The organism is Microvirga sp. KLBC 81, from assembly GCF_003075415.1.
Lineage (GTDB): Bacteria > Pseudomonadota > Alphaproteobacteria > Rhizobiales > Beijerinckiaceae > Microvirga.
Genome location: NZ_QDAH01000004.1, coordinates 144,874 through 170,763 on the forward strand (window position 1 = coordinate 144,874; position 25,890 = coordinate 170,763).

At 62.3% G+C, this 25,890-nt stretch carries 24 protein-coding genes and 3 tRNA genes; 16 read left to right on the forward strand and 11 right to left on the reverse strand.

Annotation, left to right across the window (positions count from 1 at the left end; translation table 11 throughout):
* Nucleotide 1: 1 nt before the first annotated feature.
* The gene (locus DC522_RS04695; RefSeq protein ID WP_116527542.1) at nucleotides 2-610 is read right to left on the reverse strand and encodes a TIGR00730 family Rossman fold protein; all 609 of its coding nucleotides are present in this window, start codon (nucleotides 608-610) and stop codon (nucleotides 2-4) included.
* 128 nt (nucleotides 611-738) lie between these two features.
* Here DC522_RS04695 and DC522_RS04700 point away from each other — a divergent pair, with 128 nt between their 5' ends.
* The 7 genes from DC522_RS04700 to DC522_RS04730 all read left to right on the forward strand — a co-directional run bounded on the left by DC522_RS04700 (nucleotide 739) and on the right by DC522_RS04730 (nucleotide 6,999).
* Nucleotides 739-2,007 (forward strand): LysM peptidoglycan-binding domain-containing protein, encoded by a 1,269-nt coding sequence (locus DC522_RS04700; protein ID WP_116527543.1) that lies wholly within the window; start codon nucleotides 739-741, stop codon nucleotides 2,005-2,007.
* A gap of 89 nt (nucleotides 2,008-2,096) precedes the next feature.
* Nucleotides 2,097-4,010, forward strand: coding sequence for an ABC transporter ATP-binding protein/permease (locus DC522_RS04705; protein ID WP_116527544.1), 1,914 nt, complete (start codon nucleotides 2,097-2,099; stop codon nucleotides 4,008-4,010).
* Nucleotides 4,011-4,062: 52 nt separating this feature from the next.
* Nucleotides 4,063-4,764, forward strand: coding sequence for a phosphatidylserine decarboxylase (locus DC522_RS04710; protein WP_116527545.1), 702 nt, complete (start codon nucleotides 4,063-4,065; stop codon nucleotides 4,762-4,764).
* Nucleotides 4,765-4,936: 172 nt separating this feature from the next.
* Complete coding sequence (locus DC522_RS04715; RefSeq protein ID WP_116527546.1) at nucleotides 4,937-5,791, forward strand: phosphatidylcholine/phosphatidylserine synthase; 855 nt, start codon at nucleotides 4,937-4,939, stop codon at nucleotides 5,789-5,791.
* Nucleotides 5,792-5,945: 154 nt separating this feature from the next.
* Complete coding sequence (locus DC522_RS04720) at nucleotides 5,946-6,596, forward strand: Maf-like protein (RefSeq protein WP_116527547.1); 651 nt, start codon at nucleotides 5,946-5,948, stop codon at nucleotides 6,594-6,596.
* Nucleotides 6,597-6,616: 20 nt separating this feature from the next.
* On the forward strand, nucleotides 6,617-6,817 hold the full coding sequence (gene yacG, locus DC522_RS04725) for a DNA gyrase inhibitor YacG (protein ID WP_116527548.1): 201 nt from the start codon (nucleotides 6,617-6,619) through the stop codon (nucleotides 6,815-6,817).
* A gap of 106 nt (nucleotides 6,818-6,923) precedes the next feature.
* Nucleotides 6,924-6,999, forward strand: a tRNA-Phe gene (locus DC522_RS04730).
* A gap of 842 nt (nucleotides 7,000-7,841) precedes the next feature.
* On the opposite strand, the gene DC522_RS04740 is transcribed toward DC522_RS04730, so the two are convergent.
* Nucleotides 7,842-8,252: a hypothetical protein gene (locus DC522_RS04740; protein ID WP_116527550.1), complete on the reverse strand. Its 411-nt coding sequence runs from the start codon at nucleotides 8,250-8,252 to the stop codon at nucleotides 7,842-7,844.
* Between the two features lie 369 nt (nucleotides 8,253-8,621).
* On the opposite strand from DC522_RS04740, the gene DC522_RS04745 reads away from it, so the two are divergent.
* The 8 genes from DC522_RS04745 (at nucleotide 8,622) to DC522_RS04780 (ending at nucleotide 13,432) form a co-directional block, all read left to right on the forward strand.
* A complete protein-coding gene (locus DC522_RS04745; RefSeq protein WP_205769502.1) occupies nucleotides 8,622-8,960 on the forward strand; it encodes a hypothetical protein in 339 nt (112 codons plus the stop codon).
* Nucleotides 8,961-8,962: 2 nt separating this feature from the next.
* The gene (locus DC522_RS35370; protein WP_205769503.1) at nucleotides 8,963-9,310 is read left to right on the forward strand and encodes a hypothetical protein; all 348 of its coding nucleotides are present in this window, start codon (nucleotides 8,963-8,965) and stop codon (nucleotides 9,308-9,310) included.
* Nucleotides 9,301-9,377 (forward strand) — tRNA-Pro (locus DC522_RS04750). The genes DC522_RS35370 and DC522_RS04750 overlap by 10 nt, the downstream gene beginning before the upstream one ends.
* Before the next feature lie 40 nt (nucleotides 9,378-9,417).
* Nucleotides 9,418-9,723 carry an ETC complex I subunit gene (locus tag DC522_RS04755; RefSeq protein ID WP_116527551.1) on the forward strand — a complete coding sequence of 102 codons (306 nt, stop codon included), beginning with the start codon at nucleotides 9,418-9,420 and terminating at the stop codon, nucleotides 9,721-9,723.
* A 22-nt stretch (nucleotides 9,724-9,745) separates the two neighbouring features.
* Nucleotides 9,746-9,822 (forward strand) — tRNA-Arg (locus DC522_RS04760).
* A 206-nt stretch (nucleotides 9,823-10,028) separates the two neighbouring features.
* On the forward strand, nucleotides 10,029-10,337 hold the full coding sequence (locus DC522_RS37070) for an HGGxSTG domain-containing protein (RefSeq protein ID WP_305777706.1): 309 nt from the start codon (nucleotides 10,029-10,031) through the stop codon (nucleotides 10,335-10,337).
* A 1,443-nt stretch (nucleotides 10,338-11,780) separates the two neighbouring features.
* The gene (locus DC522_RS34240) at nucleotides 11,781-12,041 is read left to right on the forward strand and encodes a hypothetical protein (RefSeq protein WP_133239226.1); all 261 of its coding nucleotides are present in this window, start codon (nucleotides 11,781-11,783) and stop codon (nucleotides 12,039-12,041) included.
* Between the two features lie 437 nt (nucleotides 12,042-12,478).
* Nucleotides 12,479-13,432, forward strand: coding sequence for a glyoxylate/hydroxypyruvate reductase A (locus DC522_RS04780; RefSeq protein ID WP_245443956.1), 954 nt, complete (start codon nucleotides 12,479-12,481; stop codon nucleotides 13,430-13,432).
* Nucleotides 13,433-13,497: 65 nt separating this feature from the next.
* Here DC522_RS04780 and DC522_RS04785 read toward each other — a convergent pair whose 3' ends face one another.
* The 8 genes from DC522_RS04785 to DC522_RS04820 form a co-directional block, all read right to left on the reverse strand.
* The gene (locus DC522_RS04785; RefSeq protein WP_116527555.1) at nucleotides 13,498-14,922 is read right to left on the reverse strand and encodes an aldehyde dehydrogenase family protein; all 1,425 of its coding nucleotides are present in this window, start codon (nucleotides 14,920-14,922) and stop codon (nucleotides 13,498-13,500) included.
* 39 nt (nucleotides 14,923-14,961) lie between these two features.
* On the reverse strand, nucleotides 14,962-16,665 hold the full coding sequence (locus DC522_RS04790) for a GMC family oxidoreductase (protein ID WP_116527556.1): 1,704 nt from the start codon (nucleotides 16,663-16,665) through the stop codon (nucleotides 14,962-14,964).
* A 54-nt stretch (nucleotides 16,666-16,719) separates the two neighbouring features.
* A complete protein-coding gene (locus tag DC522_RS04795; RefSeq protein ID WP_116527557.1) occupies nucleotides 16,720-17,526 on the reverse strand; it encodes an ABC transporter permease in 807 nt (268 codons plus the stop codon).
* Nucleotides 17,527-17,530: 4 nt separating this feature from the next.
* On the reverse strand, nucleotides 17,531-18,349 hold the full coding sequence (locus tag DC522_RS04800) for an ABC transporter permease (protein WP_116527640.1): 819 nt from the start codon (nucleotides 18,347-18,349) through the stop codon (nucleotides 17,531-17,533).
* A gap of 239 nt (nucleotides 18,350-18,588) precedes the next feature.
* The gene (locus DC522_RS04805) at nucleotides 18,589-19,638 is read right to left on the reverse strand and encodes an ABC transporter substrate-binding protein (RefSeq protein ID WP_116527558.1); all 1,050 of its coding nucleotides are present in this window, start codon (nucleotides 19,636-19,638) and stop codon (nucleotides 18,589-18,591) included.
* Between the two features lie 49 nt (nucleotides 19,639-19,687).
* Entirely contained in the window at nucleotides 19,688-20,992 is a 1,305-nt protein-coding gene (locus DC522_RS04810) for an FAD-binding oxidoreductase (RefSeq protein ID WP_116527559.1), read from the reverse strand.
* Nucleotides 20,993-21,008: 16 nt separating this feature from the next.
* Nucleotides 21,009-21,740 carry an HAD-IA family hydrolase gene (locus DC522_RS04815; RefSeq protein WP_116527560.1) on the reverse strand — a complete coding sequence of 244 codons (732 nt, stop codon included), beginning with the start codon at nucleotides 21,738-21,740 and terminating at the stop codon, nucleotides 21,009-21,011.
* Between the two features lie 41 nt (nucleotides 21,741-21,781).
* Nucleotides 21,782-22,861 (reverse strand): ABC transporter ATP-binding protein, encoded by a 1,080-nt coding sequence (locus tag DC522_RS04820; protein WP_116527561.1) that lies wholly within the window; start codon nucleotides 22,859-22,861, stop codon nucleotides 21,782-21,784.
* Nucleotides 22,862-23,103: 242 nt separating this feature from the next.
* Here DC522_RS04820 and DC522_RS04825 point away from each other — a divergent pair, with 242 nt between their 5' ends.
* Entirely contained in the window at nucleotides 23,104-24,063 is a 960-nt protein-coding gene (locus tag DC522_RS04825) for a LysR family transcriptional regulator (protein ID WP_116527562.1), read from the forward strand.
* A 39-nt stretch (nucleotides 24,064-24,102) separates the two neighbouring features.
* Here the strand turns inward: DC522_RS04825 and DC522_RS04830 are convergent, their stop codons facing one another.
* A complete protein-coding gene (locus DC522_RS04830; protein ID WP_116527563.1) occupies nucleotides 24,103-25,395 on the reverse strand; it encodes an amidase in 1,293 nt (430 codons plus the stop codon).
* Between the last annotated feature and the right edge of the window lie 495 nt (nucleotides 25,396-25,890).

Sequence of the window (25,890 nt, forward strand, 5' to 3'; positions counted from 1 at the left end):
CTTAGAACTTCGTCTCGATCAGGTCGGCATTCTCGACGATGCCGATGCGCCGCGCGGCGGCCTCGATCATCGGAATCACATCCTCGACCTGTTCAGCCACGAGGTAGCTGAGTTCGAGGCCTTGGCGGATAAAGCCCTGTTCGCGCATATGGGCGAAAAGCGTGAGCAGGGGCTTCCAGAAGCCCTTGGTGCTGAGCATCAGGATCGGCTTCGTGTGACGGCCGAGCTGTGCCCAGGTCATCTGCTCGACGAGTTCTTCCAGCGTTCCGATGCCGCCCGGCAGCGCCACGAAGGCATCGGCCTTTTCGAACATCAGACGCTTGCGGGTGTGCATGTCCGGCACGACGATGGTTTCCTGCACCGCGTCGAGAAGCTTCTCGCGGGATTTCAGGAAGTCCGGGATGATGCCGGTGACATAGCCGCCATGATCGAGAACGGCCTGAGCGACGGTGCCCATGAGCCCCACATTGCCGCCTCCATAGACGAGATTGATGCCCTGCTCGGCCATGGCGCGGCCCAAGGCCGCGGCATTCGCAGCAAAGACGGGATCGTCTCCGAAACCGGAGCCGCAATACACACAGATGGATTTGACAGGCTTTTGATCTGACATGGGCATTTCGGGGAGGCGGGGAGCCTCCCGCGTTGAATCATAAAACATTATATTCCCTTTATGGCCGTAGCCTTTTGAAAGATAAACGGCTTAAATGCATGAAAGTGCCGGAGTTGAGAAAAAGCGTTATGGCGCAGGCGACAGAGCTTAAAGGAACCATCGCGATCATCGGCGCGGCAGCCGCCGGCGTCGTCGCGGTTCTTGTTGGCGCGCTTTATTGGGCGTGGCCCGGCGCTCCTGAGCAGACTCGCGGTGCGGCAACGCCTCAAGCTACTCTCCAGCAGCCTGCCCCGCAACAGAGTTCTGCTCCGCAAGCTCCGCCTGCCAAAGCCCCCGAACCGAAAGCCGCCGATGCGAAGCCTGCCGAGGCTCCCATCGTTCCGTCCTTCGATCTCGTGCGCGTGGAGCCCAACGGCGAGAGCGTGATCGCCGGGCGGGCCGCTCCAGGGGCGACCATCGAGCTCTTGAGGGGCGATCAGGTCCATGCCCGCGCCGTAGCCGATGCCTCGGGCCTCTTTGCCATTGTGCCGCCGGCCCTGCCGCCAGGCTCCCATCAAGTCGTGCTGCAATCCATCGCGCCGGATGGGGTTCGCCAGCGCTCGCACCAGAGCGTGACGGTGGTGATCGATGCGTCCCAGAAACGGCCTCTGGTGACCCTGACCTCGCCGGATCAGCCGACGGTGGTTCTCTCGAATCCCGAGCCGCCCGAGCCGCAGGTTGCACAGACCACGCCAAAGCAGCCCGAGCAGCTGGCGCAAACGGCAGAGCCCGCTCAAGCGGCTCCTCAACCGCAGCCGCAGGCGAATGCCGCGCCCGAACCCCAGGCTCAGCCTGCGCCTCGGCCTGAGATCAAGATCGTCAGCGTTGAAACCGAGGCAGGGAGGCTCTTCGTCTCCGGCCAATCGGCTCCGGGTGCGACGGTGCGCCTTTATCTGAACGATACCCTCATCGCACCCGGTGGGGCAGGAGGCGACGGCAAGGTGTCCTTCTCCATCGGCTCCGGCGTACGGCCAGGCGAATATCGAATCCGCCTCGATGATGTGGACCCGGTCTCAGGCCAGGTGAAATCCCGGGCCGAAGTGGGCTTCACCGTCCCGGTTCAGGTCGCCTCGGCCCAGCCCGAAGCTCCGGCTGCATCCGCTCAGCCGCAGGCTGATGGGAAGTCCGCGACCGATGCCCAGGTCGCTGCGTCCGGCACGGTCGTGATCCCCAACATCAACACGGCCATCATCTCCAAGGGCGACAATCTCTGGCGGATCAGCCAGCGGATCTATGGCTCGGGCTACCGCTATACCGTGATCTACGGGGCGAATAAGGACCAGATCCGCAATCCAAACCTGATCTACCCTGGTCAGGTGTTCGTGCTTCCTGCCGATCAGAACCAGAAGACCAACTAGGTCAGGGCAGGGCTGCGGGCGGAGCGGGGTGAATTCCTGTTTCCGATCCCTTATATCGGGGTCCGACAACTCATTCGGATTCTCTGGTCATGCTCCCCACCACTTCCGTCCCTTCGACAAGCGCCGCCGTGCGAAAAGCCAGCGGCTTGGCTGCGACCTGGACGAAGCTCTGGCCTTATCTCTGGCCGCAGGGGCGGCCCGATCTGCAGCGCCGCGTCTTCATCGCCTTCGGCCTGCTGCTCGTGGCCAAGGGCGTGACCATGGTCACGCCTTTCGCCTTCAAATGGGCGACGGATGCGCTCGTGGCCGTGACGAGTAGCGGCAATCAGGCCACCGAAGCCGCGGCCACCTCAGGCTCATGGCTCTGGAAGTCGCCGATCCTGCTCACGATCATCTACGGCGTCACCCGCATCCTCATGGCGGTGCTGACCCAGGTGCGTGACGGCCTCTTCGCCAAGGTCGCCATGCATGCGGTGCGCAATCTCGCGCTCCAAGCCTTCGAGCACATGCATCGCCTGTCTCTGCGCTTTCATCTCGAACGCAAGACCGGCGGTCTCACCCGCGTGCTGGAGCGCGGCCGCGAAGGCATCGAGGAATTGTCGCGCCTCATGGTGCTGACGCTCGTGCCGACCATTCTCGAATTCGTGCTGGTGCTCGGTCTCCTCGCCTGGGAATTCGACTGGGTCTATTCGCTCGTCGTCTTCGTGATGGTGGTGATCTATCTCGCCTATACCTACAAGGCGACGCAGTGGCGGATCTCGATCCGCAAGCAGATGAACGACTCCGATACCGATGCCAATACGAAGGCGGTCGACTCGCTGCTGAACTACGAGACGGTGAAATACTTTGGGGCTGAGCAGCGGGAAACCGCGCGATACGACCGCTCCATGGAACGCTACGAGAAGGCCTCGACGCAGACCTATACGTCGCTCGCCGTGCTCAACGCAGGCCAAGCCGTGATCTTCTCGATCGGCATGGCGATCGTGATGGTGCTCGCGGCGCAGGACATCATGGCGGGCCGCGTTTCCGTCGGCAGCTTCGTGCTCGTGAACGCCATGCTGGTTCAGCTCTACATTCCGCTGAACTTCATGGGCATGCTCTATCGCGAGATCAAGCAGGCGCTCATCGACATCGACGACATGTTCCGGATCATCGAGCAGAACCCCGAGATCCAGGACAAGCCAGGCGCGAAGCCGCTCGAGATCAAGCAGGCCGTCGTGCGTTTCGAGGACGTGCATTTCTCCTATATTCCGGAGCGTCCGATCCTCAAAGGCGTGAGCTTCGAAGTGCCGGCCGGCCATACGGTCGCCATCGTCGGTCCCTCGGGCGCAGGCAAGTCCACCATCTCGCGCCTGCTGTTCCGCTTCTACGAGCCCACGAGCGGCCGCATCCTCATAGACGGGCAGAACATCGCCGACGTGCAGCAGGCCTCGCTCCGCAAAGTGATCGGCATGGTCCCGCAGGACACGGTGCTGTTCAACGACACCATCGGTTACAACATCCAATACGGCCGCTGGGACGCGACCCCGGAGGAGGTGAGGGAGGCCGCGCGCCTTGCTCAGATCGACCGCTTTATCAGCCTTCTGCCGGAGGGCTACGACACGCCGGTGGGCGAGCGCGGCCTGAAGCTCTCGGGCGGCGAGAAGCAGCGCGTGGCCATCGCCCGCACGATCCTCAAAGGCCCGCCGATCCTGGTGCTCGACGAAGCCACCTCGGCGCTCGACACCTTTACGGAGAAGGAAATCCAGGACGCCCTCGACCGGGTGAGCCGTGGCCGTACGACCTTGGTCATCGCCCACCGCCTGTCCACCGTGATCGGGGCCGACGAGATCATCGTTCTCGACCATGGCCGCGTGGTGGAGCGGGGCAATCACACCAGCCTCCTGGCTCTGGGCGGCGTCTACGCCTCCATGTGGAACCGCCAGCGCGAGGCCGATCAGGCCCGCGAGACCCTGAAGCGCGCCGAGGAAGAGGAGCGTGGGGAGGAAAGCGTGGCAGGTTGACGGAAGCGCCCGCGCCTGCCATCCCACGCAAACTCGATAAAGGCTTCAAAGAATGACCGATATTCTGGAATCGATGCGCCGCATCTTCGTCCCGATCCACAAGGAGGGGTATCCCTTCATCCTGATCGCGCTGTTCGCGACCATCGTCCTGGCCTGGCTCTGGTCGCCGCTCGGCTGGATTGGCGCCATTCTCACCGTCTGGGTCTGCTACTTCTTCCGCGATCCGCCGCGCGTGACCCCGATGCGCGAAGGCCTCGTCATCTCCCCGGCCGATGGGCGTGTTAACCTGATCACCACGGCGGTTCCCCCGGCCGAGCTCAGCCTGCCGCCTGAGCCCATGACCCGCATCTCGGTCTTCATGAACGTGTTCGACTGCCACGTGAACCGCTCGCCGGTCGCGGGCCGGATCGAGCAGATCCTCTATACGCCGGGCCTCTTCCTCAATGCCGAGCTCGATAAGGCGAGCGAGGACAACGAGCGCAACGCCCTCGTCATCGAGACGGCGGGCACCCGCGTCGGCGTGGTGCAGATTGCAGGCCTCGTGGCGCGCCGCATCGTCTCCTTCGTGAAGGTGGGCGATACGTTGAGCACCGGCGAGCGCTTCGGCCTCATCCGCTTCGGCTCGCGCCTCGACATCTACGTGCCGCTCTCCGCCCAGATCCTCGTGGGGCTCGGCCAGACGGCGGTGGCCGGCGAGACGGTCCTGGCGGATCTGACTGCCAACGAGCCCGCCCGTCAGTACCGGACCGGCTAGCATTTCGTGCGGAATCGGAGATCCGCGTCAGTGAAAGTGTCGCCTGCGGGGTCGGTTTTCCGCTCCCGCGGGCCCTTGGACGGAACTGTCCACAGCAGTTTGCGCTTCTCCCATACCTGCACACTGCTCAGCTCTCCTTGCCGGTCAGGCTGGCTCCTCCTAGGTTTTTGCCATGAGTGACCTCTTTCCTCCCTTCGCCCCGGATCCGAACGAACCGCGCAAGCGGCTCTTCAAGCCCGTTCCGTTCCGGATGATCGCCCCCAACATCATCACCCTCATTGCCCTCTGCCTGGGCCTCTGGGCGATCCGGCTCGCCTTCGAGGGGCGCTATGAGCAGGCCGTGCTGGCGGTGATCGTTGCGGCTTTCCTCGATGGCGTGGACGGACGCATCGCGCGGCTCCTGAAGGGCACCTCCCGCTTCGGCGCGGAGCTCGATTCCCTGGCGGATTTCCTGAACTTTGGCGTCACCCCGGCGCTCATTCTCTACAGCTTCGTCCTGCACGAACTGCGTTCGCTCGGCTGGATCGGCTCCATCGTGCTCGCCATCGCGGCAGCCCTGCGCCTGGCCCGGTTCAACGTCATGATCGACGATCCCAACCGGCCTGAGTGGAAGAAGAACTTCTTCGTCGGCATGGCGGCCCCCATGGGCGCCATGTGTGCCCTGCTGCCGCTCTATCTCTCGTTCCTCGGCACGCCGGTCCAGAATTCCTCGGTGGCTCCCGTCGTCCTGATCTACACGGTCGGCATTGCCTTCCTCATGGTCTCGACCATCCCGACCTATTCGGGAAAGACCATGGGCAAGTACGTACCGCGCCAGTGGGTTCTGCCGATCTTCGTGCTGTCGGTGGCGGCCTTCGGCCTGCTCATCAGCTTCCCGTTCGAGATGCTGGCCCTGATCACCATTCTCTTCCTGCTGACGATCCCCATCGGCGTCATGCGCTACCGGAAGCTCGAGCGGGACGATGCCATGCGCGGAGCGGATGTCCAACCAGCCCCCTCGGACGTCGAGCCGCCTCCGGCCGCTTGATTCACTCACGCCCGGTGCCATGTTGTGACCGGGCGTAGCCTTATGCCCAGAGCATCGGGCAGGGCCCAAAAGCGGGTCCATTTTTCCGCACGATGCGCTACAGAACAAGCAATGATCGTGAAGGGCTGACAGGCCCTGGAGCGTGGAGATCAAAGTGGCGTCTTCTTCCGAGGTGTCGAATACCAGCTGGCGTCCGAAGCTCGTTCTGGCTTCCGCCTCGCCCCGCAGGCTGGCCCTGCTGCAGCAGGCCGGCATCGAGCCCGATGCCCTCCTGCCCGCCGATGTGGACGAGGCGCCCTTGAAGAACGAGGGTCCGAAGGACCTTGCCAAGCGCCTCTCCCGTGCCAAGGCGGAGGTCGCCCGCAAGACCGCCCGCAACCGGGAGGACCTGAAGGACGCCTATATCCTCTCCGCCGATACGATCGTGGTGGCAGGCGGGCGCATTCTGCCCAAGGCCGAGGTGGTGGACGAGGCGGCGGCATGCCTGCGCCTGCTCTCGGGCCGGGCGCATCGGGTCTACACCTCCATCTGCCTCATCACCCCGAAGGATTCGGTGCGCGAGCGCCTCGTGGAAACCCGAGTGCGCTTCAAGCGTCTCTCGCGGGAGGAGTTCGAGCGCTATCTCGCCTCGGGCGAATGGCGCGGCAAGGCGGGCGGCTATGCCATCCAGGGCCTTGCCGGGACCTTCGTGGTGAAGCTCGTCGGTTCCTACACCAACGTGGTGGGCCTGCCGCTCTACGAGACCGTGGCGCTGCTCGATGGGGAGGGGTTCCCCGTGCGCTTCACCTGGCTCAACGCCGCCTGATTCCCAAGAGGAGGAAAGGCATGGATCCCGCCAACGAGAACAAGCCGCTGGCCTCGTCCGGCAGGTGCCCGATCTGCGGCAAGCCGTCGAGCCTGGAATTCAAGCCCTTCTGCTCCAAGCGCTGCGCGGATGTGGACCTGAACCGCTGGCTCTCCGGCGGCTATGCCATTCCGTCCGTGGATGACCCGGAGGACAAGGGCGAAGACGACCGCGAAGACTGACGAAAATTTTTTTCATGAAAATTTCTCGTCCAGGCGGCTGGACAGGCGGCAAAGGTCTGACTATACAACCGCCCACGACGCGCACGGCACAAGCCGCGCATCGGATGCCCAGGTAGCTCAGTTGGTAGAGCATGCGACTGAAAATCGCAGTGTCGGTGGTTCGATTCCGCCCCTGGGCACCACTCTCTTATCCTTACGCGTCAATGATTTGAGTGCTGATGGTGCTTTTGCGCCGCCTGCGGTGTTACCGCGCGTGTTATCGGATCGCGTCGCCGTTGAGGCTCAACGCCCACCATGTCGTTTGAGCTTGGCCAGCTAACAGAATTGGTGTTCGGTCACCGGCAGTACCTGACGGTGGGGGACTTGCCGCGCAGTGTTGCTGAATATCTTGGCTGCCATCCAGGAATCGTCTTCCTTCGCCGACGTGAAGCGCAGAAGATCTGGATCAAGCACCCGGAGGTTAGTCCGCTTGATCTGCTCCAACTGCCTCTCGTCGTCACAAAGGGGTGCTATTACGCCGATCCCAAGCGGCGGAGGTGTGTGACAGTCCTCTATCAGAACCCACATAAGCACCGACCCTATGTATTGGGCCTGAAGAGCGCTGCGCAAGGTTGCGAGGTCTGGGTTTCGACCTTCTATCAAACAACCGAGAGAGAGGCCCAAAAGATGTTCGGCAAATGGGAGGTTCTGCGGCCTGCGAAAAAGTATGACGGCCTCCCCTGGGCTAAGGGAGGCCGTCATTTCCGCACACGGTAGGGCCTGCCGGGAACCCTACAATTTCACCCACCTGCCCAAGGCGGTGCTACGGCTGGCAGATTGCAGGACCGAAGTCCTTTCACCGTGTCTCGCGTGCAGCGGCGCAATAATACGGGCGACGGGCTACCGATCTATTAAGAAGAGCTTTTTCCAGACTGTTCCCCGGTCCGACCAAGGCTGGTCCACAGGCGGAGTCGCGCAGAAAGACCTGATTCGACTGCAGTTCTTGAGAGCTTTCCACATCCGCCTTCCGGGACAGATCGCTGGCCTAGTCAGCCTCATTTCTCTGTCGCTGCGCTATCCGTAGCTCCGCCACCCGGCTCGTCTGAACAATCTTCCCGCGGTTGTAGCGCATGGTCGTGCTGAGCTGGGGAGGGGCCGCCCTCATCACGTTTTCGGCCTGTGCGCCCGCCTCAAAGGCTTCTGAGACGGCTCCAACGTGGCTGTCCATGTTCCAGACGTCATCTGGCCAGCCAGCCTTACGAGCGATCTTCTTGAACGTCCTGCTGAAGTGCGACTTGCGCCGCGGCTTGCCAGAACCCTTGTCGAGGATCACGGGGCCGATCCGCCGCTCCGAGGGCATGCCGGCCAGCTCGGAAATGATGTCCGGGTAGAGCTTCAGGTCGTGCTCCGCCGTCTCTGAGCCGTTCAATTTCGGGGTGGGCTTCTTCAGGATCAAGTTGCTGTCGATTTGGCTTCAGGTGAGCCCCCATTCCCAAACCCAAGTGCCGTTCGTGACCGTGCCTTTAATCGCTCCCGGTCTTCGACATTCGGTTTCACCCACTCGCCAATGAGGTCCTTCTACCGGAGGCGAAGCTCGAATTGGAGAGTGACTGTCAGGGCGGGGGAGGGGCGCCCGGCCTCATGAGCGGCTTCGCGGAAGGCCGCAATCTGAGCGTAGGTAGAATGCTTTTCCCTTGCCTTCGGTGATTTGATCTCCATGTGTTTAAGGACTTAGGTCAGCTTCAGGCGGTCGTCATCCTTGTAAGCGGGGCAGTTTGGGGGGCGAGGGATTCCTCCGGACCGGCTTTCGTGATTCACTTCATGCATGACGGTGCCGCCCCCTAACCTTGCCAAGTCCCTGTCTCAGAAGGCCCTGCGCCGGCTGGTCTCGGATCTGGCCGGCACGCTCGAGCGCGTGGAGCAGGAGCTCTCGCAGCTGCGGACTCACAACCAGGCTCTGCAAGAGGAGGTCGAGCGGCTGCGCCTCGACAACAGCAACCTGCACGCCAGCAATCAGGCCTTGAAGGACGAGATCGCCCGGCTCAAGAACCTGCCGCCGCGCCCGCCGTTCAAGCCGTCCGGCCTGGAGAAAGCCACTTGGCCGCGGCCCGCCGGTCCGGGTCGCGCTTCAAAGGCTACAGGCTGGTCACACGACGGGATCTGATCGTGGCCGCCGAGGTGGTGCGCTACAAGCGGGAACGCTGGGTCACGCCGCAGGGCCAGACCATCATTGCACCCTTGCCGCCCGGTCTCACCGGCGGGTTCGGGCCCGGTGCGCGGCGGTTCTGCCTCGCCCTGCACACGCAGGGCCAGGTGACCGCCGAACGGCTGACCGAGCTTGGGTGTAGCGCCGGGGCGGATGCCGGGCAATGCGTCGGGAATTTCGTCGGGACCCACGGTCCCAACATCTGCCGAAACGTGCCGTTTGTCGCCGCTTTGTTCTTTTTTACAGGCTTGCATTCGGAGCGGAAAATCCTTAGAGGACAAAGGCCGTTAGGTGGTTTCGGGGCGTAGCGCAGTCTGGTAGCGCATCTGCTTTGGGAGCAGAGGGTCGCGGGTTCAAATCCTGCCGCCCCGACCATCCTCACTGGTAAGAGTCTTGGAGAGAGTGCGAAAAACCAATGCCCGCTCGGATTTACAAGCCCGCCAAATCCGCAATGCAGTCCGGCATGGCCCGGACCAAGCAGTGGCTTCTCGTTTTCGAGCAGGACAGGCCCCGTGAGATCGAGCCCTTGATGGGCTGGACCAGCTCAGGTGATACCCGTCAGCAGCTCCGCCTCTGGTTCGACACCAAGGAGGAGGCCATTGCCTATGCCGAGCGCGAAGGCATCGCCTATCGGGTCGAGGAGCCGCACGAGATCAAGCGGCGCACGATGTCCTACTCCGACAATTTCAAGTTCAATCGCGTCGGCCCCTGGACCCACTGAAGGCCCAGGACCGCGGCTCGACGGCCCCTTAGCTCAGCTGGATAGAGCAACTGCCTTCTAAGCAGTAGGTCGCAGGTTCGAGCCCTGCAGGGGTCGCCATTATTTTGAACCCTTTCACCATGGAATGGTGCCAATCGCCCGATGCGAGCTTCCGGTTCATGCAAGGTGGCAAAGCGTGGACCAGGAGCTCTTTGGCTTATCCCTCTGGCAGCGTAACGAATCAAACGTCAGCGGGGCAGATTGGGGGCGAGGGATTCCTCCGGACGGGCATTCGTGATTCACTTCAGGCATGAGCGTGCCACCCGGTGGTTCCGCCAAGCCCCTGTCTCAGAAGGCCCTGCGCCGGCTGGTCTCGGAACTGGCCGGCACGCCCGCGCGCGTGCAGCAGCCCGCGGTGTGGCGCCAAAACCCGCTATGGGCGGTCATGTGAGGCGCCCGCCGTTCGGGGCAGGCAGCGGTGCCGGATGCACGGTGGAGCCTCAGGATCCGGTGCCCCGCGCGGCAACCGGAATGCGCTGAAGACCGGGTTGTACACCCGGGAGATGTTCGCGCAGCGCCAAGCGGTGCAGGCGCTGTTGCGGCGCTCGCGCCAGATGCTCGAAGATTTGGAGTAGGTGTACAGGTCGCCTAAGGTCGCCGTGAGGAGGTGGACATAGGCCTCAATGGCAACTCCTCTCGAATTGATCGACAGGTTCGCGGGCGGTGCCCACCAGCAGGTTGGCGATGGACCCGATGGTTCGTGTGCAACCGTCAGGGGGCTTGGCCAATCAAGTCCAGTGGCATCGCCTCCGTGGGATCGCGTGCTTTCTCGAGGCGCTCAACCCTTTTGGCCGGAGGCGATCTCGTCCTGGCCCAGTTCTGCGTTCTGCTGCAGGTCGCAATCGGGTGCCTCAAGACGGATCCTCATACCGAAAGGGTTGCGATCGCGCGAATGGATCCTCGCCTGATCGGTGGAGCCGGGATCAATACAGCCATCTCAATTCGGTTCTTGGTCATGCTTTTTGCCCGTGTGACCATCGCCCTCCCGGCTTTGACGGTGGCCCTCGCACTTGCTGTGGTTGCCGCGGCGGAGAGGGTGAGCTGGAGGCAATAACAGTCTGCCATTCTGATTGCTCCCCGGGATGGCTGTGGGAATTGGTCTGAGACTCGAAGGGAGCGTGCCGCCAATGGCGGCCTGCCGAACCGAATGGGGCTAGCGCATCGTGCGGAAAAGTGGACCCGGTTTTACGCTTCAACGATGCGCTCTCTAGAGAAGGGAGCATCGGACCCAAAAGTGCAAGTCCACTTTTGGGTCCGATGCTCTAGGCTCCCCTGTCGCGATACACTTGGTGTGAGGAGGCGGGGGCCGGGACGGAATCTTGTGCTGATGGCACTGCCGATGGGGTCCGGTACCGGGGTCGTTCCCGTCTTAGAGCGTCGTGCGGAAAAGTGGATCCGGTTTTCGCTGACGCGGACCTCCGGTTCCGCTCTCAATGATGCTCTCATTCAAGGAGAAAGCATCGGATTGGTCCCAAAAGTGCAAATCCACTTGTGGGTCCGATGCCGTAGAGTTGAATTGGCTTCCAATGGCCTCCCGCGGCGAAGCGCGGCAAGTGTGAGACCAGAGGTAAAGATGGGGCCGGTCCGGGCTCTCTGGTGTTCGGCTGCAAATACTCAGGCGTTCGAAGTGGCCTCGAAATCGACCAGCCGACGGAATAACAAAGATAATATAGTAAATTTTGATAATGATGCATCATCGTCATTGTAGATATTAGTTATAATAGCATCTAGTCATTGAATTTTGATGCAAATAATGTTACGTTAACGAATAATAACCCTGATATGAAGTCGCAACACAATGCTTTGTCTTGTTGTTTATTTATTAGATCGGATTCTGTCCATCTGTTTGCCTGGTTTTCGCGTTGCGTGATCTTGAGCCACAACGCAGTGCCGCTGCTCCTGGCGCTTGGTTGGCTCAACAGGTCACAGCGACCTGCTCGAGCAAGGGCTATCACAGCAGCTGATCGGAGCGTCGTCGTTCAAACGAGGGCCACAGGTCCCTTTCCGGGAGAGGTGCCATGACCAGTGCATCCTGCCGCGGCCTGCTGTGTCGGCTGTCGCCGTCAGAGCCTGATCTGCCCAACGGCAGACCGGCCACTGTTGCCTCCCTCGGACTGCCGGTGCGCCTTGTTGCCGTCGACGCGGAGCCTGAGCGCCGGCTCAAAGTCTGGGAGCGGACAGGTGACGTGTGTGTTGTGTGTGAGCTGCTCACGCATGAGGCCTGCGCCTTGGCGAAAACACGGGATGATCACCATCGGGCAGCCCAGGCCAAACAGTAGAAGATCCGTCACATCGGGGCTCAAGTCTCGCAGAGACCTCTGCCATTCGGACGGACCAGTCCGTGGAAGCGGACGCTGTCAGGGCGGATTGTGCCACGGTAAGCGGACGATGGCGCCGCTAAGCGGTCAGCCCCGCTGCGGGATCCGAGTTGAATGTCAGTGGAGCAGGGGATGCAGCCACAGGCCGAAAAGTTGCATAGATCGTGGATCACACCTGGGCGCGGGTCCAATCTTAAGGTCTCTCCTCCGGTGGTCGCGAGACGCAGAAAATTCCGCATCGCAATCCCGCTGTGGAATAATGAACTCGCCTTGGCCGCGTCTAAGACATCAATCGCCTGTCATCTGCTCATAGGATGATGCTGCGCGCTGGAAGATGCGGCGGGCGCACGTTGCCATCGCTCGAACAGGACAGGTCGCCTGCAGGAGCCCGAAAGCCGATGATGTCGTCCCGGATGTCCGAGAACTTCGAAGTCACATACTGCGCCGATCCCGCTCGGGGTGCGACATGGAAGCAAATCTTCCGGGATGAGCTTCCACAGACGACCTTTCGGATTTGGCCGGAAGCGGGAACGCCCGAAAGTGTCGAATACCTGATTGCGTGGACGCCCCCGCCGGGCATCGCAGCATCATTTCCGAATCTCAAAGTGCTGTTCAGCACTGGAGCCGGAATCGATCAGCTCGACCTGGGTAACATTCCAGACGGCGTCCAAGTCGTGCGCATGATCGACCCGAACCTCACCAGCGGAATGGTGGAATTCGCCACGATGGGCGTTCTCGCGCTCCATCGGGACATTCCCCATTATCTCGCGGACCAGCGGGCTCGCCTCTGGGCTCCCCGCCCGGTTCGGCGCGCGGCGGACCACATTGTCGGCATCATGGGGCTTGGCGTGCTCGGCCGCGCAGTCGCCGATGCCCTGAAGCCCTTCAACTTCACCCTGAAGGGATGGAGCGCCTCGCCGAAGTCGATCGATGGCATGCGGACATTCGCAGGCATCGAGGAGCTGCCCGCCTTTCTGTCCGACTGCGACATATTGGTCTGCCTCCTGCCTTTAACTAGCGAAACGGAGAGCCTGCTCTGCGACACCACGTTCAAGCTCCTTCCGCGTGGCGCGCGGCTACTCAATCTCGGCCGGGGTCGTCACCTAGTCGAGGAGGACCTACTCCTGGCGCTCGAGAGCGGCCAGATCGACTGTGCGATGCTAGATGTGCTGCGGGCGGAGCCACCTGAGGCAGGCCATCCCCTCCTCGGGCATCCCCGTGTCATCGTGACGCCGCACATCGCGAGCACGACGCATCCGGTGACGGCGGCGCAGCGCGTATGCGCTCTGATCAAGCAGCACCGTCGGGGGCTGCCTCTTGAGGATGCCATAGATCGCCGGCGCGGTTATTGAAAACGCCGGAAACGCGCATTGGCCTCGGACTGAAGGGCGACATCCTTCCGCCCGCGCTCGCGGCGCTATTGGTAGCCGACGATTCCCTTGATCTCCAGGAACTCGCTCAGGCCGAACTCGCCGTATTCGCGGCCGTTGCCCGATTGCTTGTAGCCCCCAAACGGCGCCGCGGGATCCCATCTCGGCGAGTTGATGTAGACGCTGCCGGCGCGAAGCCTGTGCGCCACTCGGCGCGCTTCGTCGAGGGACCCGGCCTGGACATAGGCCGCGAGACCAAACACGGTGTCGTTCGCGAGATGGATGGCCTCGTCCTCGGTCTCGTAGCCGAGGATCGAAAGCACCGGCCCGAAGATCTCCTCCCGCGCAATCCGCATGTCGTGGCGAACCGAGGCAAAGACCGTCGGGCACACGAAATAACCCTGATTGAGTCCATGCGGCCGCCCGGGTCCGCCCGCCACGAGTTCGGCGCCTTCGGCGATGCCTGACTCGATCATGTCCTGGATCTTGTCGAACTGGATCTTGCTGACGACCGGCCCCATCGTGGTCTCTGGCCTTGTCGGGCTGCCGACGACGACCCCCTCGGCGGTTTCCCTGGCCAGGGCAATCGCATCGTCCATACGTTCGAAGGGCACGAACATCCGGGTTGGCGCATTGCACGATTGGCCGCTGTTCTCGAAGCATTTGGCGGCCCCCGAACGGACCGCTTTCAAGAAGTCCGCACTGCGCAGGATGATGTTTGCGGACTTTCCACCTAATTCCTGCTGCACCCGCTTGATAGTGGGAGCGGCCGCTTGCGCGACCACGATCCCGGCCCGCGTCGAGCCCGTGAAGGAGACCATGTCGACATCCGGATGGGACGCCAGAGCCAGCCCGACAGAGGGCCCGTCGCCGTTCACCAGGTTGAACACGCCCTTCGGCGTGCCCGCCTCGTGAAGGACCTCGGCGAAAAGAATGGCATTGAGAGGCGCAATTTCGGAGGGTTTGAGCACCATGGTGCAGCCTGCGGCGAGGGCGGGCGCTACCTTGCACGCGATCTGGTTGATCGGCCAGTTCCACGGCGTGATCATTCCGACGACCCCGATGGGCTCCCGGACGATCTGGGTGGTGCCGATCATGCTGGTAAATTCGAACGCTTCCAGTGTCTTTATGGTCTGGCGGAGATGGGCCGCGCCGATTCCGGCTTGGGACGATCTCGCCAGCCGCAGCGGGGCGCCCATCTCGCGCGAGATGATGTCGCCGAACTCGTCCATGCGGCTCTCGAAGGCTTCGAGGATCCGCCTGAGCAAGGCAAGCCGCTCGGCCTTGGTCGTGCTCGAAAAGGATGGGAAGGCCGCCCTAGCCGCCGAGACGGCGCGGTCCACGTCGGCGGCCGTGCCCACCGAAATCCGCGCGAAGGCCTGCTCGGTCGCGGGATCGACAACATCGAGGGTCGCAGGGACAACGGGATCGACCCATTCGCCGTTGATGTAGAATTTCAAAGCGTTCGACATCGCCACTCCTTCAATCGGTCGCCAAGCGCGGGTGCTTCCTCAATGGTGTTGCCCCTTCACGAAATCGGCAATCCTCTCGGCCATCATGATGACGGGGATGTTCGTGTTCGCGCGCGGGATGCTGGGCATGATGGATGCGTCACAGACGCTCAAATTCTGAACGCCATAGACCGTGCCTCTCGGACTGGTCACTGCCATCCGGTCCCCGGTCGCCCCCATCCGGCATGTCCCCGAGGGATGCCAGGTGCCGCCGACATAGGCGCTTACGAAGGCGGTGAGCGCCGCGTCGTCGCCGATGAGCTTGTCGAGCGTCGCCCCAAGGGTCACGATATTGTGGATAACGCCGGGCCGCAGCGGGCCGGCCCGGTCGAGCAATGCGGAGAGGATGCCGCGCTGCAGCGAGCCGATCATACCGGGAGCCGCCGCCTTCGCGACGCGAGGTGAATAGCTCGCCGGGAAGGCGGCTTCGCACGTTCCGCGCATCATCGGGTCGCGTAAGACCTTCGCGCCGAGGCGGAAAGCCGCCTTGAGCCGCTCCAGGTCGCGCGGGTCCGACAGCATGTTGAAATCCACCGCGGGCTCGGCGCGCGGGTCCGGAGAGACCAGCTTGAGATGTCCCCTGGAATACGACTTGTTCACCCAGAAGAACATCGTGCCGATTCTCTGCCCGACAGAGTGCCAGGCCGACCGGGACAGAATGGCCGCATGCATGTCTCCTGGCGGAGTGCCCTGCAGGCGGGACGAGAAGCGCAATATGGCCTGCTCGTGGTGCTCGCTTGGATCTGCTGCCCGTGCAGCCGGAGGCAGATAGGCCGAGACCGCTATCGACGGATGCTCCATGAGGTTCCGGCCCACGCCGGGACTGTCGCTGATGACCGGAATACCCAGTCTTGCCAAATCCTCTGTTGGCCCGATCCCGCTACGCATCAGCAGAGCCGGAGAGTGGATGGCGCCGCAGGATATGACGACTTCGGCCGCTTGCAGGGTTTCCGCTTCGCCGCCGTTTGCGGCGGCCAGCACGGCGCCTGTGGCTTTGGAGCCCTCGAAGATCACGCGCTCCGCCATCCTGTCCGTGATGATGCGAAGGTTTGGGCGTTTGCGGACCTCAGGCGTCAGATAGATGATCGACGTCGGCACGCGCTCACCACTGTCGCTCACCGCAACCGCTCCGGGATAGACGCCATCCTCCCAAGGCCCGTTCTGGTCGGGCAGAACCGAGTATCCGTGCAGCTGCAGGGTCTCGGACACGGCCTTCACGAAGGGCGACATGCGCTCGGGCGTGATCCTGCGGATGGGAACAGGGCCGTTCTTGCCGTGCAACGGCCCGTCGAAATCACAATCGCGCTCGAGCTTGATGAAATAGGGAAGGCACTCTTCCCATCCCCATCCCTCAGCCCCGAGCTCGCGCCACTCGTCATAGTCGCTCGGAGCCCCCCGATTGGCCATGAGGGCGTTGATGGCGGAGCCTCCTCCCAGCAGGCGTGCCTGCTCGTAGCGCCGCGGCGAGCGTTCGCCTCGAGTGGAAGGTGAATGTCCCATAAGGGCAGTCAATGAACTCCAGATGTTCCTGGTATCGAGATAGGCGTGCCCCGGATACCGGCTGCGGATCTCCGCCGGAACGTTGTCCGGACGTATGTCGCGGCCCGCCTCCACGAGCACCACCCGCTTGCGCGAGTCCTCGGACAGGCGGGCCGCTAGAACGCAGCCTGCGGAGCCGCCACCCAGGATAAGATAGTCAATCACGTCGAGAACCTATTCAGGATATGCAGCTACGCAGGAACGAACCTTTTGCCGAGATCAGTGACCGGCCGGCGCCTCTCCCGTTTTGGTGCGCCCCTCCCGCGAACTGAGCGAGATCAGCATGACGAGGATGAAGGACACTGCGGTAAGGAGAGAGCTGATCGAGGCGATTGTTGGATCGATCTCATCCCGCAGGGCCGTGAACATGCGCTTGGTGAGTGTCTGGTTGTCGCCGCCGGAAATGAACAACGCCACGATTGTCTCGTCCAGGGCCGAGATGAACGCAAACAGCATTCCTGAAATAACGCTCGGCTTGATCTGCGGCAGCGTGACGGCAAAGAAGCTGCGGAACCGGTTCATGCCGAGGCTGCGGGCGACCATCTCCTGCGTCGGGTCAAATTTCCGCAAGCCGACGAGCACCGCGGTGATGACATAGGGAATTCCAAGCATCACGTTGGCCAGAACCAAGCCGGACATCGTCGCGATCAGGCCGATCTTCATGTAGACGAAGAAGACTCCAACGGCGATGATCACAATCGGAGTGACGAGCGGCAGCAGCAGTACGACCTGGAGGCTGCGCACGAACGGCGACTTCGCGTTGTGCAGGGCATAGGCGGCAGCTGTGCCGAAGACGGTCGAGATGATGGCCGTCAGGAAAGCCAGGATCAGGCTGACCTTGGTGGCCTGCATCCAGGCGACACTGCTCACATAAGCCTCGTACCACCGGAAGGAGAAGCTCGGAGGCGGGAAGGTCAGAAACCGTGTTCCCGAAAACGACATCGGCACGATGATTAGCACCGGTATCATCAGGTAGAGCAGGATCAGGCCGACGACGGAATAAAGCAGGATACGCGTTGAGGGCATGGGCCTACCTCATTCCCATCAGGCGCTCAACCGGGATAACGCGGCTGGCAGCCCAGAAAATCACGAACACGCAGAAGAGCAGGACGACGCTGATCGAGCTTGCCGCGCCCCACTGGTTGTAGAGTTCGACGTTGCGGCTCACCAGATTCGAGATCATGAAGATGCGCCCTCCGCCGAGCAGTTCCGGGGTGATGTAGAAGCCGAGCGACAGGACGAAGACCAGCACGACTCCAGCGATGACGCCCGGCAGCGACAGCGGCAGGAAGACCCGGTAGAACACATGAGACGGGCTGCCGCCGAGGCTTGCCCCTGCCATAACCAGCTCGCCCGGTATCTTCTGCATCGCGGCGTAGAGCGGCAGGACCATGAAGGGAAGCAGGATGTGGACCGTCGCGACGATGGTCCCGAATTCGTTGTTCACGAGCTGCACCGGAGAGTCGATCAGGCCCAGGGACTGGAGACTGCTGTTGATGATGCCGGTGCGCTGCAAGAGGATGAGCCACGCATAGGCCCGCACCAGCACGCTGGTCCAGAATGGCAGGATTACCATCGCGAGGATGATGAGACTCCACCTTTTGGGCGCGGCCGACGCGGCATAGGCTACAGGATAGCCCAAGAGCAGGGTGACAATTGTTACAATGAACGAGATTCGGAAGGTCTGCGCGAATGTGCTCCAGTAGACCGGCTCGGTCGCGATGCGGCGGTAGTTCTCGAGAGTGAAGCCGTCATGATAGATGGATTGCCAGGCGAGCCATGACAGCGGCACAAGCAGCAGCACCACAACAACGGCCAGGGCGGGCGCCAGGAGCAGAAGCATCAGCATTTGCTCTTGGCGGTCATGCCGCTGGAAGGTTTCGGTTCTCGATTTGAACAAGAAAAGGCCTCCGAGCGGATAGGGCTTTTTCCGCAAAGGCGGATATTGCTTTGCGGAAATTGGGGCAGACAAGGACACATGAAGCGGTTCGCGATCCTCACTGATCGCGAACCGCCCTGGAGCATCAGACCTGAAATTTGACTTCACTTTTGCAACCCCATCTGATGCTTCTCTTCAAGCGCGGCGCATCAGCGCTTCTGGATGAACTCCGCCCAGCGCTTCTGCACTTCCTCACCCGCGGGCGAGCTCCACCATTCGGTGTCGATGAGAGCCTGCTTGGCAGCATTCTCAGGCGCGCTCGGGAGCTCCGCCGCGCGCTCGGTCGGAATCTTCCCGGTCTTGAATGCTTCCGGGTTGCCTGGGCCATAATCGATCTCGAGCGGCAGGTTCGCCTGGAACTCGGGAGAGATCGCCTCATTGACGAAGCGCACCGCTGTCTCCAGGTTCGGCGCGTTCTTCAGGATGCAGAGCGACGTGTGCTGCAGAAGCCCCTGGTTATAGGTGAATCCGACATCGGCACCCTCCTTGGCGACGGCGCTTACGCGGCCGTTCCAGGCCATCTCCATGTCGATCTCGCCGTCGCTGAGCAGCTGCGCTGACTGGCCGCCGGAGGTCCACCACACGGTGACGTGCGGCTTAATCTCCTCGAGCTTCTTGAAGGCGCGGTCGACATCGAGAGGGTAGAGCTTGTCGGGCGCAACGCCGTCGGCCATCAGGGCGGCCTCGAGCGTCGCGAGCGGATGGTTGCGCAACGCACGGGTGCCGGAGAACTTCTTCACGTCCCAAAAATCGGCCCAGCTCTTCGGCGGGTTGCCGCCGAACTTCTTCTTGTTGTAGGCGAGGACGCTCGAGTAGAATTCGTAGGCCACCGAGTACGGCGTCTTGTAGGCGGCGGGCATCTTCTCCGCATTGGGGATCTTGGAGAATTCGAGCTTCTCGATCAGGCCCTGCTCCCCGCCGCGGATGCAGTCTTTCGTCGGCGTGTCAACGACGTCCCAGATCGGCTTGCCGGTGGCGCCCTGCGTCTTGATAACCGGCCACGCGTCCGGAGCGCTATCCTGCTTGACGGTGATCCCGAGCTTCTTGGCAACCGGATCGAGAATGGCCTTGGTCTGAGCCGCCTGATAGGCGCCGCCCTGGGAGACGAACGTAACCTCCTCGGCGAGGGCCGGGGTCGACAGGAGCGCGGCGCCGGCGACAGCCGACGCAAGAATGGATTTTAAGTGTCTTTTCAGCATTTGGTTCTCCTCTGTTTATATGGGTCCACGACCGTCTTCATCCTGGGCCTTACCGCCCGATTGCATCCAGGAACTGGTACCAGCCGGCCACCAGCCGGACGGCAGGTTCGCGGATGACATAGAAGGGAACCTTCTTGAGATGCTCCGTCCTCAGAAGGCCGATGTCCGGTTCTCCGCCGGTTACGATTTCTGCCAGGTACTTTCCCATGAGGGTCGACATGGCGACGCCAGTGCCGTTGTAACCCATTGCGTAGATAACGCGCTCGTCGAGGCGTCCGACATGGGGGATGCTGTCCAGCGTCATGCCCACGAGTCCCGACCAGCGGTGAGTGACCTTCACCATGGCAAGCTCAGGAAACTGAAGAACCATCGCTCTTTCCAAGGCCGCGAAGGCGCTTGGCGAATCGTTCCTGCCGAATGCGCCGCGTCCTCCGAACAGGAGCCGGTCGCCCGATTTGCGGAACCAGCGCATCATGCGCCGTGTCTCGGTGTAGCTTCGTCCCGTCGCGAGAAGGCCCTCGCCGGGCGTTCCCGTGAGCGGCTCGGTCGCAATGATCGCGCTGCGGAACGGGATGAGGGTACGCTTGACGTTCGCCGTGGCGGGCGTGAGATCGGAATAGGCGTTCGTCGCAATCACGGCCTGCTTGGCCCGAATGGAGCCACCGGGAGTTTCGACGACGAGGCCGTCCCGGACTTTGCGGATCGCCGTGGCGGGGCTCTGCTGGAAGATTGTCACACCGATCCGGTCGATGCCGGACGCCAGCCCACGGACGAAGTTAAGGGGATGGATGATCCCGCCATGGGTATTCAGCAAGCCGCCGACAAAGCCTTTGGAGCCGGTCTCCTCTACCATCTCCGCGGGAGCGAGTATCGACACCGAGTGGTCGCCGAGGGCGCCCTTGAGCCAGTCGACCTCTTTCCTGAGGGCCTGAAGGGAAATCTCGTTATGAGCGCAGCGCAGGCTTCCGCTTTCCCGGAAGTCTGCCCCCTTGATGTCGTAGGCTTCGACGAGTTCGCCGACATGCTCGATCGCTTCGAGGCCGATGTCGTGCATCCGCCGCGCGGTGTCGATGCCCCACGATTGTGCGATGTCGGCAAAGGCGAGCCGGAACTTGCCGGAGACGACACCGCCATTGCGGCCGCTGGCGCCCCATCCGATGTGGTTACCTTCGAGCACGACGGGGCTGAGTCCCTTGCGCGCCAGATACCGGGCCGTCGAGAGGCCCGTATATCCGCCACCGATGATCGCCACGTCGTACTGGTGGTCGCCCGCAAGCGAAGCGAAGCGGGGCCCGGTTTCAGCCGTGTGGGTCCAGAGCGAGGAAATCTCGGGAGAAGGTTTGAATAGCACCATGATGGGGCGGTCGCTGCTAGGCGGCTGTCGCGGTCTTGGCGAAGCCCTGGATTTCCGCGTCCACTGCGTCGGCAAGCTGCTTCAGGGTCGAGAAGTGGTAGTCGGGCTTGGTCAGCACCTTGGGCTCGGGCGTGCCGCCAAATCCCTTCAGACCCTGCCGGCGCTCTATCCAGCAAACCTTGTAACCTAGCTCCCGCGCGACTCCGATGTCGTGATACTGGCTCTGAGCCACATGGAGGATCTCTTCAAATTTGTATCCGTGCGCGGATTGACGGCCACAATTGAAGGCGAAGAAGCGCGGATCTGGCTTCGCGACGCCTGTTTCGTCACAGGTGACGCTGTCGTGGAACGGGTTGCCCAGCGTATGGGAATAGGCCGAGAAGGCCGTGCGGTCGGCATTTGTCATCGCGACGAGGCGGAAATTCTTGCGCAGACGCCTGAGCGCATCGACGGAGTCGCTGAAAGCGGGCCAGCGGAAGACGGAGAGCTGGAACGCGTCCGCCGTCGCCTCGTCGTTCTTGAAGCCGAGCTCGTTGGCCAGGGACAGGTAGACATCCTTCATTGCGAAGCTGGAGCGGCCATAGAACTTGTCGCGGCCGCGCTTGTAGGCCTCGAAGATCTTGTCGTCCGTCGCCTCGACCGCTTTCGGGCCGCCGATATGCCGAATGGCGTCCAGAACGCCCTTTTCGAAATCGATAAGCGTACCGACCACATCGAACGTGAGGACTTTGAAGGAAGTGAGTGACATCTGCATGCTCTCGTGAGGTTTTGAGGATTGAAGTCTTGCGATTACGTTCTTGGAACGATGATCGTATCCTGGGGGTGCAGGGCGACGGTCATGGGCGCGCCGACCGGTTTGATCTTCTGTCGGCTGGTGTGATTACAGGCCTGCCGCACGCTCAGCGTCTTGCCATTTTCGAGTTCGAGGAAGACGCGGATGCTCTCGCCCTGGAACAGCACCTCGGTGACGGTGCCGGCCAGATAGTTCATGCCGTCGGGCGCCTCCCCGTCGACGATGATCAGCTTCTCGGACTGAACGGCGAGGAACGCCTCTCCCGCGGCCGGGATCGCGTGATCGGAACGCAGGGCGATCTTGCCGATCCTGACCTTGCCGGGTCCGACCTTATCGACGGGAACAAGGGTGGCCTCACCGATGAAACTCGCAACGAACGAGTCCACGGGCCAGTCGTGCAGGCGCTCGGGCGTGTCGATCTGAACGATCTTGCCCTTGTTCATCACGGCGACGCGGTCGCTCATCGTCAGCGCCTCGCGCTGATCGTGCGTCACATAAATGATCGTGGAACCCAGCTTGCGATGGAGATGGCGCAACTCGATTTGCATGCTCTCGCGCAACTGCTTGTCGAGAGCCGACAGCGGCTCGTCCATCAGGATCAGCCGCGGCTCGAAGATGATGGCGCGCGCCAGGGCGACGCGCTGGCGCTGACCGCCCGAAAGCTCCGAGATGCGGCGCTTCTCGAAGCCCTGCAGCTCGACCATGGCAAGCGCATCGCGGACCTTGTCCGGCCATTCCGCTTTCGGGATGCGCCGCGCACGGAGCGGAAAAGCGACGTTCTCCCCGACGCTCATGTGGGGGAACAGCGCGTAGTTCTGAAAGACGATTCCGATCTCCCGCTTGTGAGGTGGAGAAAATGTAATATCCTCATCCCCGAGGAAAATGGCCCCGGAGCTGGGCTGCACGAAGCCGCCGAGGATACCGAGAAAGGTGGTTTTGCCGGAGCCGGATGGCCCAAGAATAGATACGAACTCGCCGGGGCTGATGTCGAGACTTACGTTGTCGAGAGCTCGAAAACTTCCGTAGGTTTTCGTCGCAGATTTGATCGAGACCCCTACACCCTTAGGTTTCGCCATGAGATCCCTTACTCCATATTCCTAGGCTTTTCTGAGAAAACTAAATTCTTTTACTGTGTTCTTCCGCAAAACTTCTTACGCATAGTGATGAAGACTTGAATACCGCCAGCCGGGAAGGCGGAGAGAAAGCTGCGTTGCCCGGTTTCCTTGCGACATCATCAGGTCTGTCTTGGAGAGGAAGAGATCAAAAGCCGGGATGCGACGCTATTGAAAAAAAGTCAGGGCCTATGTTACATGATGTAATGACCTCGCTGCGCAGATCCTTACCTTCGATGAATGCACTCTTCACGTTGGAGGCTGCGGCCCGATGCGGTAACTTCTCGCGTGCTGCCGATGAACTCAACGTAACCCCGGCCGCTGTGAGTCGAATGATCTCGCGGGTTGAGGAGCACCTGGGTATCAAGCTGTTTTACCGCATGCCCTCGGGAGCCGCTCTCACCGAGGAGGGGAAGCTCCTGTTCGATAGCATCACGCGAGGATTTACCGGCATCGAGGCCGCGATCAGGGAGATCAAAGACCGCCAGAATGGAATGGAGACTGTGACACTGTCCGTTTCGACAGGCTTCACGACCCATTGGCTGATGCCGCGGATGGGGAAGTTCAAGGCGGCCTTTCCGTCCGTCGACTTGAGATTCCAGCTTCTGAACGGGCCGCTCGGCGGGCCCGTCGACGACGTTGATCTCGGAATGCGCTTCGTCAGCGGCTCCGACGAGCGGCACGAGGCCGTGTTCGTCATGCCGGAAATCCTACTGCCGATCTGCACTCCCCTCTACTTGGAGCAGCACATCCGCGAGGAGCAGGGCGCCGAGGTCGTTGCGGGCACAGTCGTCAATCTCAGCAACGCCCAACCCGACTGGTCCGGGCTCTTCTCGCCCCGGCGCGGCGGAGAGGCCCTCAACTCCCTGATCTTTTCCGATTATGCCGTCGTCGTGCAGGCAGCGCTCCTGGGACAGGGCGTGGCGCTCGGATGGCTAAACGTAGTCGCCCATTGGCTGCGCACGAAGGCGCTGGTGCCGGCTCGATTGGATCTGATGAAGACCGAGCGTCTCTGCCATCTGGTGCGCGCCCGCGCGAGACCGCACAGGCCGATCGTATACCATATCTGCGACTGGATCATCTCGGAACTGCACGAGGATCTGGCGGAGATCGCCAAGGAATATCCGATGCTGAATCTCGAAGCGGAGCTCAGGAGGAGCCCCTGAGAGCGCGCCTCAATCGTCGTGAGGAGGGCCGTTCTCCTGCTACCGAGCCAGTTCGCGCTCGACGCTCGACGCGATCTCAAGAAGCCGGCGGTCCTGTCCATTGCGTCCAGTCAGCATGAGACCGATAGGACTCGGCATGTCGGGAAGCGGAAGGGAAATGCTGGTGAGGTCGAACAGGTTGGCGACTCTGGTGTTGCGCAGGATGAGGAGATCCGTGCGGCTGTAGAGTTCGGGGTCGAGGGCCAGCGGCGCGATCAGGGGAGCGGAAATCGCCGTCGCCGGCATGACCATGACATCTACCGGCTTCAGCCGCTCGTCCATGGCCGCAGCCAGGGCCCGTCGCTGCCGCATCATCCGAAGATATGCCGGCGCCGGGATCGTGCCGCCCCTGGCGATGCCCACCTGCACGCGCGGATCGATCCTGTCAGCCCTCGCTACGATCCAATCCGCGTGGATCTCGCTTGCCTCAACCGACGCAATCGACGCGAGGGAAGTTGCCCGCGCCATTCCTTCGAGCAGATCCTCGATGTCGTGGTCGAGGATCGTCGCCCCGGCCTTCGAGAGGCGGCCGAGGCTCGCCTCGAAGGCCTCCGTCACCAGCGGCTCGGTCTCCGCAAACAGGCGGCCGCGCGGCACCCCGATCCGGAGCCCGCTCAGCGGAAAGGGCGCAAGGACGGCCGGCTCCTCGCCCGCCATGACCGCATCGGCGAAGGCGCAGTCCTGAACGGAACGGGCGAGCGGCCCGACCGAGTCGAGGCTCAGCGAGAGCGGAAACACGCCCTTGATCGGCACCCGGCGCGCGGTCGGCTTGAAACCGACCACCCCGTTGAGCGTCGCCGGGATGCGCACCGAGCCGCCGGTGTCGCTGCCAATCGAGATCGTGCTTGTGCCCTCCGCGACCGACACGCCCGCCCCCGAGGAGGAGCCACCGGGAATGCCCGCCGGGTCGGCGGCGTTGCCGGGGGTGCCGTAATGCGGGTTCAGGCCGAGACCGGAGAAGGCGAACTCGACCATGTTGGTCTTGCCGAGGATCACTGCCCCCGCCTGACGCAGCCGACGCACGACCTCCGCGTCCTGCCGCGCGGGCGGCGCGTCGCGCAGGATGCGCGATCCGGCCGCGGTGGCCTCGCCGGCGACGTCGAACAGATCCTTGATCGAGACGATCGCTCCGTCGATCGGGCCGAGGGGCACCCCCGCCTGCGAGCGGGCATCGGCAGCGTCGGCCGCCGCGCGGGCCGTCTCCGCATAGACGCGCAGGAACACGCGCTCGTCGTCCGCGCGCGCGGCCAGACGCGCCAGGATGCCCTCAAGTCTCTCGCGAACAATGCCCATCTCATTCCCCAGAAGGCGGATGCCATGATGCTCCTTAGAAAGCTTTCGGCTGTGAGCTCGGCGCTTCCAGTACGGCTTGATCAGGAGACCCTTACGGTTATGCCGGGTTTGTCAAACCCTAACATGGCCATCACCAGCGAGGGATGGGAAAGTGGGCGCGAGAGCTGAATGGCGGAAACTTCGAGATTGTGAGAAGACTCGTGGATGGGGCACCTGAGGGCGGAAGCGGGCCGTGTAAGCTCCGAGACTGGTTGCTGTCGATCCTATCCTGTCACGAGCCGCGCGGCTGCTGTCGTAGACCACCTCTCGCAGTACAGACCGCTGACGCGCGTCGTCTACAGCATCGGATTGGTCCCAAAAGTGCATCTGCACTTTTGGGACCAATCCGATGCTATCTCCTTCAATGAGAGCATCGTTGAGTGCGGAACCGGAGGTCCGCGTCAGCGAAAACCGGATCCACTTTTCGCTGACGCGGCCCTTCGGGTCCGCACGATG

Coding starts and splice junctions, on each gene's coding strand:
- DC522_RS04695 (WP_116527542.1), bottom strand. CDS start 610: ATGTCAGATCAAAAGCCTGTCAAATCCATCTGTGTGTATTGCGGCTCC.
- DC522_RS04700 (WP_116527543.1), top strand. CDS start 739: ATGGCGCAGGCGACAGAGCTTAAAGGAACCATCGCGATCATCGGCGCG.
- DC522_RS04705 (WP_116527544.1), top strand. CDS start 2,097: ATGCTCCCCACCACTTCCGTCCCTTCGACAAGCGCCGCCGTGCGAAAA.
- DC522_RS04710 (WP_116527545.1), top strand. CDS start 4,063: ATGACCGATATTCTGGAATCGATGCGCCGCATCTTCGTCCCGATCCAC.
- DC522_RS04715 (WP_116527546.1), top strand. CDS start 4,937: ATGAGTGACCTCTTTCCTCCCTTCGCCCCGGATCCGAACGAACCGCGC.
- yacG (WP_116527548.1), top strand. CDS start 6,617: ATGGATCCCGCCAACGAGAACAAGCCGCTGGCCTCGTCCGGCAGGTGC.
- DC522_RS04745 (WP_205769502.1), top strand. CDS start 8,622: ATGACGGTGCCGCCCCCTAACCTTGCCAAGTCCCTGTCTCAGAAGGCC.
- DC522_RS04755 (WP_116527551.1), top strand. CDS start 9,418: ATGCCCGCTCGGATTTACAAGCCCGCCAAATCCGCAATGCAGTCCGGC.
- DC522_RS34240 (WP_133239226.1), top strand. CDS start 11,781: ATGACCAGTGCATCCTGCCGCGGCCTGCTGTGTCGGCTGTCGCCGTCA.
- DC522_RS04780 (WP_245443956.1), top strand. CDS start 12,479: ATGATGTCGTCCCGGATGTCCGAGAACTTCGAAGTCACATACTGCGCC.
- DC522_RS04785 (WP_116527555.1), bottom strand. CDS start 14,922: ATGTCGAACGCTTTGAAATTCTACATCAACGGCGAATGGGTCGATCCC.
- DC522_RS04795 (WP_116527557.1), bottom strand. CDS start 17,526: ATGCCCTCAACGCGTATCCTGCTTTATTCCGTCGTCGGCCTGATCCTG.
- DC522_RS04800 (WP_116527640.1), bottom strand. CDS start 18,349: ATGCTGATGCTTCTGCTCCTGGCGCCCGCCCTGGCCGTTGTTGTGGTG.
- DC522_RS04805 (WP_116527558.1), bottom strand. CDS start 19,638: ATGCTGAAAAGACACTTAAAATCCATTCTTGCGTCGGCTGTCGCCGGC.
- DC522_RS04810 (WP_116527559.1), bottom strand. CDS start 20,992: ATGGTGCTATTCAAACCTTCTCCCGAGATTTCCTCGCTCTGGACCCAC.
- DC522_RS04815 (WP_116527560.1), bottom strand. CDS start 21,740: ATGTCACTCACTTCCTTCAAAGTCCTCACGTTCGATGTGGTCGGTACG.
- DC522_RS04820 (WP_116527561.1), bottom strand. CDS start 22,861: ATGGCGAAACCTAAGGGTGTAGGGGTCTCGATCAAATCTGCGACGAAA.
- DC522_RS04825 (WP_116527562.1), top strand. CDS start 23,104: ATGACCTCGCTGCGCAGATCCTTACCTTCGATGAATGCACTCTTCACG.
- DC522_RS04830 (WP_116527563.1), bottom strand. CDS start 25,395: ATGGGCATTGTTCGCGAGAGACTTGAGGGCATCCTGGCGCGTCTGGCC.